This is a genomic window from Microvirga sp. GN3 (assembly GCF_055792825.1).
The window spans coordinates 41464-55438 of the sequence record NZ_JBVVAK010000009.1; the positions used below are offsets into that span (position 1 = coordinate 41464).

At 64.4% G+C, this 13975-nt stretch carries 12 protein-coding genes; 7 read left to right on the forward strand and 5 right to left on the reverse strand.

Features of this window, described 5'->3' with window-relative positions; translation table 11 throughout:
• Positions 1-220 precede the first annotated feature (220 nt).
• Together ACS5Q1_RS06870 and ACS5Q1_RS06875 are read right to left on the reverse strand one after the other, a co-directional pair.
• Positions 221-1429, reverse strand: a complete 1209-nt coding sequence (locus tag ACS5Q1_RS06870) for an NAD(P)/FAD-dependent oxidoreductase (protein ID WP_473097466.1) — start codon at positions 1427-1429, stop codon at positions 221-223.
• Complete coding sequence (locus ACS5Q1_RS06875; RefSeq protein WP_203441557.1) at positions 1426-1854, reverse strand: Lrp/AsnC family transcriptional regulator; 429 nt, start codon at positions 1852-1854, stop codon at positions 1426-1428. The genes ACS5Q1_RS06870 and ACS5Q1_RS06875 overlap by 4 nt, the downstream gene beginning before the upstream one ends.
• A 114-nt stretch (positions 1855-1968) precedes the next feature.
• On the opposite strand from ACS5Q1_RS06875, the gene ACS5Q1_RS06880 reads away from it, so the two are divergent.
• The 3 genes from ACS5Q1_RS06880 (at position 1969) to ACS5Q1_RS06890 (ending at position 6733) form a co-directional block, all read left to right on the forward strand.
• The gene (locus ACS5Q1_RS06880) at positions 1969-3102 is read left to right on the forward strand and encodes a saccharopine dehydrogenase family protein (protein ID WP_473097467.1); all 1134 of its coding nucleotides are present in this window, start codon (positions 1969-1971) and stop codon (positions 3100-3102) included.
• A gap of 324 nt (positions 3103-3426) precedes the next feature.
• Positions 3427-4977, forward strand: a complete 1551-nt coding sequence (amaB, locus tag ACS5Q1_RS06885) for an L-piperidine-6-carboxylate dehydrogenase (RefSeq protein WP_473097468.1) — start codon at positions 3427-3429, stop codon at positions 4975-4977.
• A gap of 76 nt (positions 4978-5053) precedes the next feature.
• The gene (locus ACS5Q1_RS06890) at positions 5054-6733 is read left to right on the forward strand and encodes a thiamine pyrophosphate-binding protein (RefSeq protein WP_473097469.1); all 1680 of its coding nucleotides are present in this window, start codon (positions 5054-5056) and stop codon (positions 6731-6733) included.
• 275 nt (positions 6734-7008) lie between these two features.
• Here ACS5Q1_RS06890 and ACS5Q1_RS06895 read toward each other — a convergent pair whose 3' ends face one another.
• The 3 genes from ACS5Q1_RS06895 to ACS5Q1_RS06905 form a co-directional block, all read right to left on the reverse strand.
• Positions 7009-7566 (reverse strand): cysteine hydrolase family protein, encoded by a 558-nt coding sequence (locus tag ACS5Q1_RS06895; protein WP_473097470.1) that lies wholly within the window; start codon positions 7564-7566, stop codon positions 7009-7011.
• A 5-nt stretch (positions 7567-7571) separates the two neighbouring features.
• The gene (gene tal / locus ACS5Q1_RS06900) at positions 7572-8543 is read right to left on the reverse strand and encodes a transaldolase (RefSeq protein ID WP_473097471.1); all 972 of its coding nucleotides are present in this window, start codon (positions 8541-8543) and stop codon (positions 7572-7574) included.
• Between the two features lie 190 nt (positions 8544-8733).
• Positions 8734-9624 carry a LysR family transcriptional regulator gene (locus tag ACS5Q1_RS06905; RefSeq protein ID WP_203441563.1) on the reverse strand — a complete coding sequence of 297 codons (891 nt, stop codon included), beginning with the start codon at positions 9622-9624 and terminating at the stop codon, positions 8734-8736.
• A 122-nt stretch (positions 9625-9746) separates the two neighbouring features.
• Between ACS5Q1_RS06905 and ACS5Q1_RS06910 the strand changes: the two genes are divergently transcribed.
• The 4 genes from ACS5Q1_RS06910 (at position 9747) to mmsB (ending at position 13851) form a co-directional block, all read left to right on the forward strand.
• Positions 9747-11243, forward strand: a complete 1497-nt coding sequence (locus tag ACS5Q1_RS06910) for a CoA-acylating methylmalonate-semialdehyde dehydrogenase (protein WP_473097472.1) — start codon at positions 9747-9749, stop codon at positions 11241-11243.
• A 151-nt stretch (positions 11244-11394) separates the two neighbouring features.
• The gene (locus ACS5Q1_RS06915) at positions 11395-12546 is read left to right on the forward strand and encodes an isobutyryl-CoA dehydrogenase (RefSeq protein ID WP_473097473.1); all 1152 of its coding nucleotides are present in this window, start codon (positions 11395-11397) and stop codon (positions 12544-12546) included.
• Positions 12543-12914 carry a DUF5367 family protein gene (locus ACS5Q1_RS06920; protein ID WP_203441566.1) on the forward strand — a complete coding sequence of 124 codons (372 nt, stop codon included), beginning with the start codon at positions 12543-12545 and terminating at the stop codon, positions 12912-12914. The genes ACS5Q1_RS06915 and ACS5Q1_RS06920 overlap by 4 nt, the downstream gene beginning before the upstream one ends.
• A gap of 46 nt (positions 12915-12960) precedes the next feature.
• Positions 12961-13851, forward strand: coding sequence for a 3-hydroxyisobutyrate dehydrogenase (gene mmsB, locus ACS5Q1_RS06925; RefSeq protein WP_473097474.1), 891 nt, complete (start codon positions 12961-12963; stop codon positions 13849-13851).
• The last annotated feature ends 124 nt before the right edge of the window (positions 13852-13975 follow it).

Here is a 13975-nt window from a genome sequence, read left to right on the forward strand (position 1 = left end):
ATGGCACCCGGGGAGAATTAACCTGGGCGCCCCTTCGTTGAGAGGGTGTCCGAGCGGAAGAAGCGCCGGGATGTCCACAAAAGCAGCGACGATACACTGGAAATCCGGCCTTCGACCGGGCTTGGGCATGCCTTGAAACGACGAATCGCCCGCGCCGAGGCGCGGGCGTCGTCTGGTGCTCTGGGGCCGATGCGGTGTCCCCGAACAGGGACCGCCTGCGTTAGATCACGTTGCGCTCAAGCAGGGGACGATTGGCGAGGACGCGCTCATAGCCGAGTTCGGACAGATCGAGCGTGCGGTAGCCGCCATGGGCGATCAGCTCGGCCAGGCCGCGGCCCACAGCTGGGGCTTGCTGCAGGCCGTGGCCGGAGAAGCCGTTGCAGAGATAGAAGTTCTTGAACTCGCCCGCCTGTCCGACGATGGCGTTATGGTCGAGCAGGCACATGTCATAGGGCCCGGACCAGGCACGACCGGGCTTGATCGCCTCGAAGGCCGGCACGCGATGGGCGAGCGAGGGCCAGATGAATTCCTCGAAGAAGGAATGATCGATCTCCTGGCTTGCCGGATCCTCGTCGAACCAGTCGGGATCGAGATCCGCTTCCGGCGAGGCGCCGCAGATGAAATGCCCCTCCCCTTCAGGCCGTACGTAGGCGCCCGAGGTATCGATGAGCAGTGGGCAGTTCTCGACCGTCTCCTTGCACGAAAACGTGAAGACGTAGCGCCGCTTGGCCTGGACCGGAATGTCGAGCCCGGCCATGGCGGCAATCGCCCGTCCGCCGGAGCCGGCGCAGTTGATGAGCGTGCTGCAGGCGATCCGCGTGCCATCCTTCAGACGCACCGCGACGATGGTGCCGCCGTCACGCTCGATCTCAGCCACTTCGCCTTTCACGTATTCCGCGCCGAGCGAACGCGCCTTCTTGCGGAAGGCCTGGAGCAGGCCCCAGCCGTCGAACCAGCCCTCGCCCGAGCGGCCCCAGGTGCCAGCGGCAAGATCCTCCACGTTGAGCCAGGGGAAGCGCTCCTTGAGCGCTGCCGGGTCCATGTAAAGAATGTCGGCTCCCTCGGCGGCCTGGAGCGCGTGGTTCTCCGCCAGGATCGGCGCACCGGCCTCCGAGGCACAATAGAGATAGCCGCCCTCCCTCAGCCCGATCTCCGGCCGCTCGCCATCGACGGCGAGACGATCGCCGATGCTGCGCAGGAACTCGATGCCATAAAGCGAGATGCGGATGTTCACCGCGCTCGAATATTGCTGCCGGATCGAAGCCGCCGACAGGGCCGAGGCGGAGAGCTGATAGGTCGGATCCTTCTCAATAACGATGACACGCCCCTTGAAGCCGGAATCGGCGAGCAGGTGATAGGCGGCTGAAGAGCCCATGACGGCGCCGCCCACGATCAAAACATCGGCTGAAGAGGAAGCTGCAGAGGTCATCGTTCGAATTTCGTTGAGAGGATGATGGAGGATTGCGTGCGCTCCACGCCTTCGAGCGCGCCGATCTTGTCGATGGCGGCATCGAGGGAGGGAACGTCCTCAGCCTCTACCACCGCCAGAAGATCGAAGACACCCGCGACCGAATGAAGCGCGCGCATTTCTGGCATGCGCTGCAGCGCGGAGACAACGCCGCCCGACGCCTTGGGTGCGACGACGATGGTCACATGCGCCCGCACCATGCGGCTCGTGACCTCCTCGGCGAGGCGCAAGGTATAGCCGGCAATCACGCCCCGGCGTTCCAGGCTCTCGACCCGCGCCTGGACTGTGGTGCGGGAGAGTTTTAATCGCCGCGCGGCCTCCGCATGTCCGATCCGGGCATTCTCCCGCAGGAGCCCAATCAGGGCACGATCCGTGGCATCCAACATCACTATGACCAGTTATTTCGGCAATCTGCCGAAAACTACTCGGCCTTTCGTCAAGTTGTCTATGGCGTCTTGCAGGGCTTTGCCCTTTTCTTAGAGGATCATAGGGAGATTTTTATGCATTCGATCCTCGTCATCGGCGCCGGCAAGATCGGTTCCACCATTGTCGACATGCTTCACGAGACCGGCGATTACGCCGTCACCGTCGCGGATTCCTCCGCCGAGGCGCTCGAAGCGGTCGCCAAGGATGGCGTCAGGACGATCCAGCTCGACTTCAGTGACGCGGTCGCCCTGCAGAATGCTCTCAAGGGCCATTATGCCGTGCTCAGCGCCGCGCCCTATCATCTGACCGGCCATGTGGCGAAGGCCGCGCGCCTGACGGACGTCAACTATTTCGACCTGACCGAGGATGTGGCCACCACCCGCATGGTGAAGGAACTGTCCGAGGGCGCCACCGCCGCCTTCATCCCGCAATGCGGCCTCGCGCCGGGATTCATCTCCATTGTCGCCCATGACATCGCGAGCCGCTTCGACAAGCTCGATACGGTGCGGCTGCGCGTCGGCGCCCTGCCGCAATATCCGTCGAACGCCCTGTCCTACAACCTCACCTGGAGCACGGACGGTGTCATCAACGAATATATCGAGCGCTGCGAGGCGGTGGTCGACGGCACCCTGCGCGAGGTTCCGGCCATGGAAGAGCTGGAAGAATTCTCCCTCGATGGCACGCGCTACGAGGCCTTCAACACCTCCGGCGGCCTTGGCACCCTGTGCGAGACGCTGGAAGGCAAGGTGCGCAACCTGAACTACAAGACCATCCGCTATCCCGGCCATTGCGCCCTGATGCGTGTGCTCCTCAACGATCTGCAGCTGCGCAACCGCCGCGAGGTTCTCAAGGACATCCTGGAGAACGCCGTTCCCGCTACCATGCAGGACATGGTCATCGTCTTTGTCACCGTGACCGGCGAGCGCGGCGGCCGCTACGTACAGGAAACCTATGCCCGCAGCGTCTACGGCCAGAATGTCGCCGGCGTTCAGCGCACCGCGATTCAGGTCACTACCGCCGCCGGCATCTGCGCCATGCTCGACCTGTTGGTCGCCGGCAAGCTGCCGAAACAGGGTTTCGTACGCCAGGAGGAGATCGACCTCGACACCTTCCTCGCCAACCGCTTCGGCCGCGTCTATGCCGGCGAGCGCCTGGACGAGGGCCACGAACCGGCCGTGAAGAACATCCGCCTCGACGCGGTGGCATGACAGGCGCATTGTGCGGAAAAGTGGCCCCGGTTTTCCGCACCGAACAATGCGCCCACCAAAAAATGAGCATCGGGTAAATCCCAAAAGTGGCGCCCACTTTTGGGATTTACCCGATGCTCGGGGACTAATGCCCCCGCTTCCGATCAAGCGGGGGCATTCCAGGTTCTTGACGAATTGGCATGACCCTATTCGGGAAAAGCAGTTCCCAGGCTTCCCGGTCATGCATTAAGACGGTGGCATGAAAGCCGCCGTCGTTTCGTTTCAACGACAAGCGAGGGTGGTGGGGTTCTATGAGCCTCGAGCCCGCATCCAGGGAGAACTACCATGACCGCGAGCCTGAAACCCGTATCCTCCGCGCCCGCCTCCGTTGCGGATGAGGCCCGCGCCATTCTCGCGCGCCTCGGCGTGCCGGAGAGCGCCTTCGTCTCTACCGGCCGCCCGGCCCGCTCGCCGATCACCGGTGAAGTGATCGCCCATGTGCGTGAGACCACGCCGGACGAGGCCAAGGCTGCCATCGGCCGGGCGGATGCCGCCTTCAAGGCCTGGCGCAAGGTCCCGGCGCCGAAGCGCGGCGAATTCATCCGCCTGCTCGGCGAGGAGCTGCGCGCCGCCAAGGACGATCTCGGCCGTCTCGTGACGTTAGAGGCCGGCAAGATCGTCTCCGAAGGCCTCGGCGAGGTGCAGGAGATGATCGACATCTGCGATTTCGCCGTCGGTCTGTCCCGTCAGCTCTACGGCCTGACGATCGCCACCGAGCGCGCCGATCACCGCATGATGGAAACCTGGCATCCGCTCGGCGTCTGCGGCGTAATCTCCGCCTTCAACTTTCCGGTGGCCGTGTGGTCCTGGAATGCGGCGCTCGCCCTCGTGTGCGGTGATTCCGTGGTTTGGAAGCCCTCCGAGAAGACCCTGCTCACGGCGCTTGCCACGCATGCCATCGTCGAGCGTGCCGCCAAGCGCTTCGGCGGCGTGCCGGAAGGTCTCTGCGAGGTGCTGCTTGGCGGCCGCGAGGTCGGCGAGATTCTCGTCGAGGATCACCGCGTGCCGGTCCTCTCCGCCACCGGCTCCACCGCGATGGGCCGTCAGGTCGGGCCGAAGCTCGCCGAGCGCTTTGCTCGCGCGATCCTGGAGCTCGGTGGCAACAACGCCGCCATCGTGGCGCCCTCGGCCGATCTCGATCTCGCGCTTCGCGGCATCGCCTTCGCGGCCATGGGCACGGCCGGCCAGCGCTGCACGACTTTGCGCCGCCTCTTCGTGCATGAGAGCGTCTACGACCAGCTCGTGCCGCGCCTCGTGAAGGTCTATGGCAGCGTGAAGATCGGCGATCCGCGTAGCGAGGGCACGCTCGTCGGCCCGCTGATCGACAAGGTGGCGTTCGACGGCATGGAGCGCGCTCTCGATGAAGCCCGTGCGGCCGGCGGCAAGGTGCATGGCGGCGGACGTCACACGGATGTGGCGAATGACGGAATCTATGCGCGTCCCGCTCTCGTCGAAATGCCGAGCCAGACCGGCCCGGTCACCCGCGAGACCTTCGCGCCGATCCTCTACGTGATGCGCTATTCGGATTTCGACGAGGTGATCGCGCTGCACAATGCCGTCGGCGCCGGTCTCTCCTCCTCAATCTTCACGCTCAACCTGCGCGAGGCCGAAGCCTTCGTGTCGGCGGCGGGTTCGGATTGCGGCATCGCCAACGTCAATATCGGCCCCTCGGGCGCCGAGATCGGCGGAGCCTTCGGTGGCGAGAAGGAAACCGGTGGCGGACGCGAGTCCGGCTCGGATGCCTGGAAGGCCTATATGCGCCGCGCCACCAACACGATCAATTACGGCAATACGCTTCCGCTCGCCCAGGGCGTGAAGTTCGACGTCGACGCCTGATCGTCGTAAAAACACAACGGAGGGCAGAAATGCCCTCCGTTTTGCTATCGACCCTCTTGAACATCGCGAGCCTTCCATGACAGCGCCCTCCCGCACCGGCGGACAGATTCTTGTCGATCAGCTGACTCTGCACGGGGTCGATCACATCTTCTGCGTTCCGGGCGAGAGTTATCTGGCCGCTTTGGATGCGCTGCATGACGCCAACATCAACATCACGGTCTGCCGCCAGGAAGGCGGCGCGGCCATGATGGCGGAGGCCTATGGCAAGCTCACCGGCCGTCCCGGCATCTGCTTCGTCACCCGCGGCCCCGGCGCGACCAACGCTTCGCCCGGCATTCACATCGCCAAGCAGGATTCGACGCCGATGATCCTCTTCGTCGGACAGATCGAGCGCGGCATGCGCGAGCGCGAAGCGTTTCAGGAGCTCGACTATCGCGCCGCCTTCGGCCCGCTCGCCAAATGGGCGACGGAGGTGGACGATCCGGCGCGCTTCCCCGAGATTGTCTCACGCGCTTTTCATGTGGCGACATCGGGTCGTCCCGGCCCCGTCGTGATCGCGCTGCCGGAAGATGTGCTCACCGAAATGGCGGAGGTCGCCGACGCGCCGCGCTATCAGATCATCGAGACGCATCCGGGTCTCGCGCAGATGGCGGAGCTGCAGAAGCTTCTGCACGGTGCAAAGAAACCCATCGCGCTTCTCGGCGGCAGCCGCTGGTCGGAAACGGCCGTGCAGCGCTTCGTGCGCTTCGCCGAGCGCTTCGAGCTGCCGGTCGCCTGCACCTTCCGCCGCCAGATGCTGTTCCCCGCCGATCACGCCTCCTACATTGGCGATCTCGGTCTCGGCGTGAACCCGAAGCTTTTGGCGCGCATCAAGGAAGCCGATCTCGTCCTGCTCGTCGGCGGGCGTCTCTCCGAAGTGCCAAGCCAGGCCTATACGCTGCTCGACATTCCCGCTCCCAAGCAGACGCTGGTGCATATCCATCCCGATCCGAGCGAACTCGGCCGGGTCTATTCCCCGCATCTCGCCATCAACGCTTCGCCGGTCGCCTTCACGGCGGCATTGGAGGCCGTGCATCCGCCGGCGACTCTGCCCTGGAGCGAGAGTACGAAGACCGCACATGCGGATTATCTGGCCTGGAGCGATCCGAGCGCCATCCGCACCGCCGGCGGCCTGCAGATGGGCGAGGTGATGGCGCATCTGCGCAAGGTGATGCCATCCGACACGATCTTCTGCAACGGCGCCGGCAATTTCGCCACCTGGATTCACCGCTTCTGGCCCTTCCGCGAATACGGCACGCAGTTGGCGCCGACCTCCGGCTCCATGGGCTATGGTGTGCCGGCTGCCGTCGGTGCCAAGCGCATCCGGCCTGACAGCCCGGTGGTGGTGTTTGCCGGCGACGGCGACTTCCTCATGAACGGGCAGGAATTCGCCACCGCCGTGCAATACGACCTGCCGATCCTCGTGATCCTGCTCGACAACGGCATGTACGGCACGATCCGCATGCACCAGGAGCGCGAATATCCCGGGCGCGTTTCCGCGACGATGCTGAAGAACCCGGACTTCGCCGCCTATGCCAAGGCCTTCGGCGGCTATGGTGAGCGGGTAACGAACACGGAAGAATTCGCGCCTGCCCTGCAGCGGGCGCTCACCTCCAGCAAGCCCGCGATCCTGCATTGCATCATCGATCCGGAAGTCATCACGCCGACCATGTCACTGACACAGATCCGCGAGAAGGCGCTGGCGGGGAAGAAGTGATACTGCGCTGACAGCGTGTCATCCCGGACGAGCAAAGCGAGATCCGGGATCGTTCTCAGAATAAGGCACTGTCATTCCGGGGCCGCGCAGCGGAGCCCGGAATCCATAAACACGCTGTGTCCAGGAAGAGCACTGTCGTATCCGCTCGCCACATTCTGCACTGTCAGCGGATATGGATTCCCGCCTTCGCGGGAATGACAGTGGAGGTTCAAGCGACTTATTCTGCACGCGATCCCGGATCGGCTGACGCCGTCCGGGATGACAATGCGGCTGATTTACGCCGCAGCGAATGCCTCATTCGCGGGTTTGAGCTTGATCAGAGCCGTACCTGCATCGAACCCATCGAGCAGGCCGTTGTGGTGCTCCACGATCTGCTCGACCGTGAACGTCTCCGTATCCGCCGTCGTGTGAGCATCCGCGACAAGCGTCACGTCGTAGCCAAGGCTCACCGCACGCCGGCAGGTCGTGTCGACGCAATACTGCGTCATCAGCCCGGCGACCACGAGATGGCTGATTCCACGCACGGACAATACGGATTGCAGATCCGTCTCATAGAACGAATCGCAGGCCGTCTTGTGAACGACGATGTCGTCCGCCCTACGCCCCAGATCGTGACAGATTTCCCAACCGGACGTGCCCGTCTCGAGGCGGTGTCCGGGATCGCCGTCGTGCTGAACGAAGATGATCGGCAGCTTCTGGTCTCTCGCGTCGCGCACGAGACCGGCGATCCTGCCGCGCACCTCGTCGAAGCGCTGCCTCACGGCAGGGCGCTTCGCACCGTTGGCGGGAAGAATTCCCGCCTGCACGTCGATAATAACGAGAGCCTTCGACATATCGATCAGGCCGCCTTCGCCTCGTCCAGCCGCTGCGCCACGAGCGTGCGGAGCGAGCGCAGATCCTTCACGAAGGAGCGGATGCCCTCGGCGAGCTTTTCGGTCGCCATCGCGTCCTCATTCAACGCGAAGCGGAAGGTCTTCTCGTCGAGGCGCGGCAGAGGCTGGATCTTCTCCACATTGTCGGGCGAGAGCTTGCGCGGCAGCTCGCCTTCGGCCTTCGCCAGCTCGTCGATGAGTGCCGGCGAAATGGTGAGGCGGTCACAGCCTGCGAGCGCTTCGATCTCGCCGATGTTGCGGAAGGAGGCGCCCATCACGACGGTCTTGATGCCTTGTGCCTTGTAGGACGCGTAGATGTTGCGCACCGAGATCACGCCGGGATCGGTCTCGCCCGTGTAGGGCCCGCCGCCTGCCTTCACGTGCCAGTCGAGGATGCGGCCGACGAACGGCGAGATCAGGAACGCGCCCGCCTCCGCACAAGCCTGGGCCTGCACCTGGCTGAACAGGAGCGTGAGATTGCAGTCGATGCCTTCCTTCTGGAGAATCTCCGCCGCGCGGATGCCCTCCCAGGTCGAGGCGATCTTGATCAGGACCTTCTCGCGCCCGACGCCGCGCTCCTCATAGTCCCCGATAATCGTCCGCGCGGTCTTCACCGTCGCTTCCGTGTCGAAGGAGAGATCGGCGTCGACCTCCGTCGAGACGCGTCCCGGTACGATGCCGGCAAGCTCGGTGCCGAAGGCGACCGCGAGCCGGTCGGAGATCGCCGCCACCACACCCTCGCGGGAGCCACCCTGCTTGCGGCCCCAGGCCAGAGCCTCCTCGAGGAGGTGTCCATAGGCCGGAATCTCGACCGCCTTCAAGAGCAGGGTCGGGTTGGTGGTGCAATCCTGAGGCTTCAGGCGCCGCACCGCGTCGAGGTCGCCGGTATCGGCAACGACGACCGTCATGGCGCGCAATTGGTCGAGCTTGGAGGGCATCGGGGATCTCCGTGGGTTTCCTTTGATGTTTGACTTAGTCCCATCGGGCGCCCGCGTGAAGGGCAAAGCGTCGAATGCGGCTTTGTTGTCATTCCCGGCCGGAGCGCAGCGGAGGGGAAGGGAATCCATAGCGCCGCGCATGTGAATGGATCCCCTTCCCGCACTTCGTGCGCCGGGGATAACACGGGCATCAAACAAAAAGGCCCCGATTGGCCCGCACCCGGCTCAGGATGAAGGAATAGACCTCCTCCACCCGGCGCAAGGAGCGCACGTCGGCATGGGTGACGAGCCAGTAGGTGCGCAAGTAAGAAACGTCGGGCAGCACGACCTGAAGCTCCGGGAACTGGCGCACGGCGTAATCGTGCAGGATGCCGATGCCGACACCCGCCCGCACGGCTTCCGCCTGAGCCATCACGCTGGCGCATTCGAACCGGCGGGCCGTGTATTTCTCAAGGCCCGAGAAATAATCGAGCACCGGGCTGTAGAGCAGGTCCGCCACATAGGTCACGAGAGTCTTGCCGGAGAGGTCCGACAGCTCGCTCACCGGGCCGTGCCGCTTGAGATAATCCTGCGAAGCATAGAGCCGGAGACGGTAATCCGTGAGCTTGCGCGAGACGAGCCGCCCTTCGGTCGGCTGCTCCAGGGTCACGGCGATGTCGGCCTCGCGCTTGGAGAGCGAGAAGGTGCGCGGTAACGCCACGAGCTGCAGAGTCAATCCAGGATGCCGCTCGGCGAGCGCGCCGAGTTCGGGTGCGAGGAAGTAGGTGCCGATTCCGTCCGGCGCGCCGATGCGCACGGTACCCGAGAGTGCGAGATCCGCTCCGCCGAGTTCGCTGGCCACCGCGAGCGCCTGGGTTTCCATGCTCTCGGCGTGTTTCAGCAGCCGCTCGCCCTGTTCCGTTAGGGTGTAGCCCTGCGGGCTGCGCTCGAAGAGCTTGGCCTTGAGCGCCGCCTCCAGGGCCGAGATGCGGCGGGAGACGGTGGTGTGGTCCGCCTCCAGCTGGCGCGCGGCGGCGGTGAGGCGGCCGGCGCGGGCGACGGCCAGGAAAAAGCGGAGATCGTCCCAGTCGAATGCGCTCATCTACGCCTCAGGTCATATTGGTATTTTCGCACAACGGTGCTTTAGTTTCACCCATAGTCGTGCGATTTCAACAATGATAGAAGAGGACCACGAAAAACACTCTTGAGGAGGAGACAGACGCCATGCGCGAGGTCGGACATTTCATCGGCGGCAAACAGGTTCCCGGCAAATCGGGCCGCACCACCGAATTCTTCCAGCCCATGACCGGCGAGGTCCTCGGCCGGGTGGCGCTCGCCTCCAAGGACGAACTGCGTCAGGCAGTCGAGAACGCCAAGGCCGCGCAGCCGGCCTGGGCGGCCACCAACCCGCAGCGCCGCGCCCGCGTGATGATGAAGTTCCTCGAGCTCATCGCCAAGGAAACCGATACCCTCGCCGACATGCTCGCCCGCGAGCACGGCAAGACCATCCCTGACGCCAAGGGCGATATCCAGCGCGGCGTCGAGGTGGCCGAGTTCTGCACCGGCATTCCGCACCTCCTGAAGGGCGAGTTCACGGAAGGTGCCGGCCCCGGCATCGACATGTATTCGATCCGCCAGCCTCTCGGTGTGGTCGCCGGCATCACGCCGTTCAACTTCCCGGCCATGATCCCGCTGTGGAAGCTGTCGCCGGCCATCGCCTGCGGCAATGCCTTCATCCTGAAGCCCTCCGAGCGCGATCCGGGCGTGCCGATGCGCCTCGCCGAGATCATGATGGAGGCAGGTCTTCCGGCCGGCATCCTCAACGTGGTCAACGGCGACAAGGAAGTGGTGGACGCGATCCTCGACGATCCGGACATCAAGGCGGTGGGCTTCGTCGGCTCCTCGCCGATCGCGCAATACGTCTATTCCCGCGCCACCGCGCACGGAAAGCGCGCGCAGTGCTTCGGCGGCGCGAAGAACCACATGATCATCATGCCCGACGCCGATCTCGATCAGGCGGCCGATGCGCTCATCGGCGCCGGCTACGGCTCGGCGGGCGAGCGCTGCATGGCGGTCTCGGTCGCGGTGCCGGTCGGCAAGGCGACGGCCGATGCGCTCATGGACAAGCTGATCCCGCGCGTCGAGAGCCTTAAAGTGGGCCCCTCCACCGATCCTTCCGCCGATTTCGGCCCTATGATCACCAGGGCGCACATGGAGAAGGTGCGTTCCTATGTCGATCTCGGCGTCCAGGAAGGCGCCAAGCTCGTGGTCGATGGCCGTAACTTCAGGATGCAGGGCTACGAGAACGGCTTCTACATGGGCGGCTGCCTCTTCGACGAGGTCACGTCCGACATGCGCATCTACAAGGAAGAAATTTTTGGGCCCGTCCTCTCGGTCGTGCGCGCCAAGAACTATGACGAAGCGTTGCGCCTGCCCTCCGAGCACGAATACGGCAACGGCGTTGCGATCTATACCCGCGACGGCGACGCCGCCCGCGATTTCGCCTCGCGCGTGAATGTGGGCATGGTCGGCATTAACGTGCCGATTCCGGTGCCGCTCGCCTATTACACCTTCGGCGGCTGGAAGGCCTCCGGCTTCGGCGACCTCAACCAGCACGGCCCGGACGCGGTCCGCTTCTACACCAAGACGAAAACCGTCACCTCCCGCTGGCCGTCCGGCATCAAGGAAGGCGCGGAATTCTCCATTCCGACGATGAAGTAAGCGAAGGTAATGATGGCCGGGGGCTCGCTCCCGGCCATTTTGTTTTTCGGAGCCGCATCTTTTTGAGGGCGACCTGAGACCACTTCGCCGAAAGATGCTCTAGATCCAAAGTCGGGGTGCACAATCGCCCCTGCCGTGACGATTTAGGCCCATGACCCAATTCTCCCTCACAGACGATCAAATCGCCGTCCGCGACATGGCGCTGGCCTTCGCGGCGGACAATCTCGCCCCTTACGCTCTTGAATGGGACGAGAAGAAGCATTTTCCCGTGGATGTGATGCGCGAGGCGGCAGCCTTGGGCATGGCGGCGATCTACACCCGCGACGATGTCGGCGGATCGGGCATGACGCGGCTCGACGCGGCGCTGATCTTCGAGGCGCTCGCCACCGGCTGCCCCGCCGTCTCGGCCTATCTCTCGATCCACAACATGGCGACCTGGATGATCGACCGCTACGGCTCGGAGGAGCAGCGGCAGCGCTATATCCCGCGTCTCGTCACCATGGAGTTGATTGCGAGCTACTGCCTGACCGAGCCGGGCTCGGGCTCGGATGCGGCGGCGCTCAAGACGAAAGCCGTGCGCGACGGCGATCACTATATCGTCAACGGGGTGAAGCAGTTCATCTCGGGCGCAGGTACATCCGACATCTACGTGACCATGGTGCGCACCGGCGAGGATGGCCCCTCCGGCATCTCGACGCTTGTGATCGAGAAGGATATGCCCGGCGTGTCCTTCGGCGCGCAGGAGAAGAAGATGGGCTGGAATGCGCAGCCCACCGCCGCCGTAATCTTCGAGGACGTGCGCGTGCCCGTCGCCAACCGGCTCTCGGACGAGGGCCAGGGCTTCAAGATCGCCATGTCGGGGCTTGACGGCGGACGCATCAATATCGGCGCCTGCTCCCTCGGCGGCGCGCAATCCGCCCTCGACAAGGCGCTGGCTTATGCCAACGACCGCAAGGCCTTCGGCAAGCGCATCTCGGATTTCCAGGCGCTGCAGTTCAAGCTCGCCGATATGGCGACCGAACTCGAATGCGCGCGCACTTTCCTGTGGCGTGCGGCCTCAGCTCTCGATGCCAAGGCGCTCGATGCGACGAAGCTCTGCGCCATGGCGAAGCGCATGGCGACCGATGTGGGCTTCGAGGTGGCGAACGATGCCCTGCAGCTCCACGGCGGCTACGGCTATCTCGCCGATTACGGCGTGGAAAAGATCGTGCGGGATCTTCGCGTGCATCAGATCCTGGAAGGCACCAACGAGATCATGCGGCTGATCGTGGCGCGCGATCTGGTGGGACGCGGCAACCGATGATCTTGCGATCGCTCGGCCTAGGTTTTGGCCTGACGGCGGTCATCTTCGTGCTGTTCTGGCTGGCAGGGCCCTGGTTCTTTCTGGATGGACGTCGGCCGTTTCAGGTCAATTTCGCCGCCGGAGCCCTCCTCGGCCTGCTGCTGGGCCTGTGGATCGACCACATCCTGCGCGTGCCGAGGAAAGCGGCGGTTCACGTCATGGGGCTCGTCGCCATTCCCGGCATGCTGATCATGGCCGCCATCGGCTCGCATTTCGCGGTCTTCTTCCCGCGCCTCGATCCGGCCCTCGACAAGGTTTTCGGCTCGCTGATGCTCTGGTTCTACGGCTTTTCCCTGGCGGGATCGCTCTGGAAGGCGCGTAACGCGTGACGGCCGCTTTCATCGAACCATCAAACGACAACACGGGAGGATTCTCATGACCAACATCGCCTTTATCGGCCTCGGCAACATGGGTGGCCCGATGGCCGCCAACCTCGTGAAGGCCGGCCACAGCGTCACTGGCTTCGACCTGTCGCCCGCCTCCTGCGATCAGGCTCGCAGCGATGGTGCAAGCATCGCCGGATCCACGGTGGATGCTGTGCGGGACGCCGAGATCGTCGTCACCATGCTGCCGGCCGGAAAGCATGTGCTCTCGGTCTGGACCGACATCCTGCCCTCCGTGAAGGAAGGCACGCTTCTCATCGACTGTTCCACCATCGATGTGGAGAGCGCCCGCAAGGCGCATGGCATGGCGCGCGAGCAGGGCCGCAACCTCGCGAGCCTCGACGCGCCAGTCTCCGGCGGCGTCGGTGGGGCGAAGGGTGCGACGCTCACCTTCATGGCGGGCGGCGCCAAACCAGCCTTCGACAGGGCGGAGCCGATCCTGTCCAAGATGGGCAAGAAGGTCGTGCATTGCGGCGAGGCCGGCGCGGGCCAGGCGGCGAAGATCTGCAACAACATGATCCTCGGCATCTCGATGATCGGCGTGGCAGAGGCCTTCGTGCTCGGCGAGAAACTCGGGCTCTCGCATCAGGCGCTATTCGACGTCGCCTCCACCTCGTCGGGCCAGTGCTGGTCGCTCACCACCTATTGCCCGGTCCCCGGCCCCGTGCCGGCCTCGCCGGCCAATAACGGCTACAAGCCGGGCTTCGCGGCCGCCCTGATGCTGAAGGACTTGAAGCTTGCGCAGGAGGCCGCGCTCGCCTCGGGCGCCTCGACGCCTCTGGGCGCCGAGGCAGCTCAGCTCTATGCCCTGTTCGCCAATGCCGGGCATGACGGCGACGATTTCTCCGGCATCATCAACTTCATCCGCGGGCAGAAGGGCTGATAGAAACGGGCGGGAGGATGGCGCTCCAGCGAGTTCCGCTCTTCGCGCAGGCGCAAAGGATGGGGTGTGTTGCATCGCACCTACAGCTTTTCGCGCCTGCGTCCATTACGCTTTCTCCGTCTGA

What these genes read in the sequence shown, in the direction of transcription:
- ACS5Q1_RS06870 (WP_473097466.1), bottom strand. Translation starts at nt 1,429, where the DNA reads ATGACCTCTGCAGCTTCCTCTTCAGCCGATGTTTTGATCGTGGGCGGC.
- ACS5Q1_RS06890 (WP_473097469.1), top strand. Translation starts at nt 5,054, where the DNA reads ATGACAGCGCCCTCCCGCACCGGCGGACAGATTCTTGTCGATCAGCTG.
- ACS5Q1_RS06920 (WP_203441566.1), top strand. Translation starts at nt 12,543, where the DNA reads ATGATCTTGCGATCGCTCGGCCTAGGTTTTGGCCTGACGGCGGTCATC.
- tal (WP_473097471.1), bottom strand. Translation starts at nt 8,543, where the DNA reads ATGCCCTCCAAGCTCGACCAATTGCGCGCCATGACGGTCGTCGTTGCC.
- mmsB (WP_473097474.1), top strand. Translation starts at nt 12,961, where the DNA reads ATGACCAACATCGCCTTTATCGGCCTCGGCAACATGGGTGGCCCGATG.
- ACS5Q1_RS06875 (WP_203441557.1), bottom strand. Translation starts at nt 1,854, where the DNA reads ATGTTGGATGCCACGGATCGTGCCCTGATTGGGCTCCTGCGGGAGAAT.
- amaB (WP_473097468.1), top strand. Translation starts at nt 3,427, where the DNA reads ATGACCGCGAGCCTGAAACCCGTATCCTCCGCGCCCGCCTCCGTTGCG.
- ACS5Q1_RS06895 (WP_473097470.1), bottom strand. Translation starts at nt 7,566, where the DNA reads ATGTCGAAGGCTCTCGTTATTATCGACGTGCAGGCGGGAATTCTTCCC.
- ACS5Q1_RS06915 (WP_473097473.1), top strand. Translation starts at nt 11,395, where the DNA reads ATGACCCAATTCTCCCTCACAGACGATCAAATCGCCGTCCGCGACATG.
- ACS5Q1_RS06905 (WP_203441563.1), bottom strand. Translation starts at nt 9,624, where the DNA reads ATGAGCGCATTCGACTGGGACGATCTCCGCTTTTTCCTGGCCGTCGCC.
- ACS5Q1_RS06880 (WP_473097467.1), top strand. Translation starts at nt 1,969, where the DNA reads ATGCATTCGATCCTCGTCATCGGCGCCGGCAAGATCGGTTCCACCATT.
- ACS5Q1_RS06910 (WP_473097472.1), top strand. Translation starts at nt 9,747, where the DNA reads ATGCGCGAGGTCGGACATTTCATCGGCGGCAAACAGGTTCCCGGCAAA.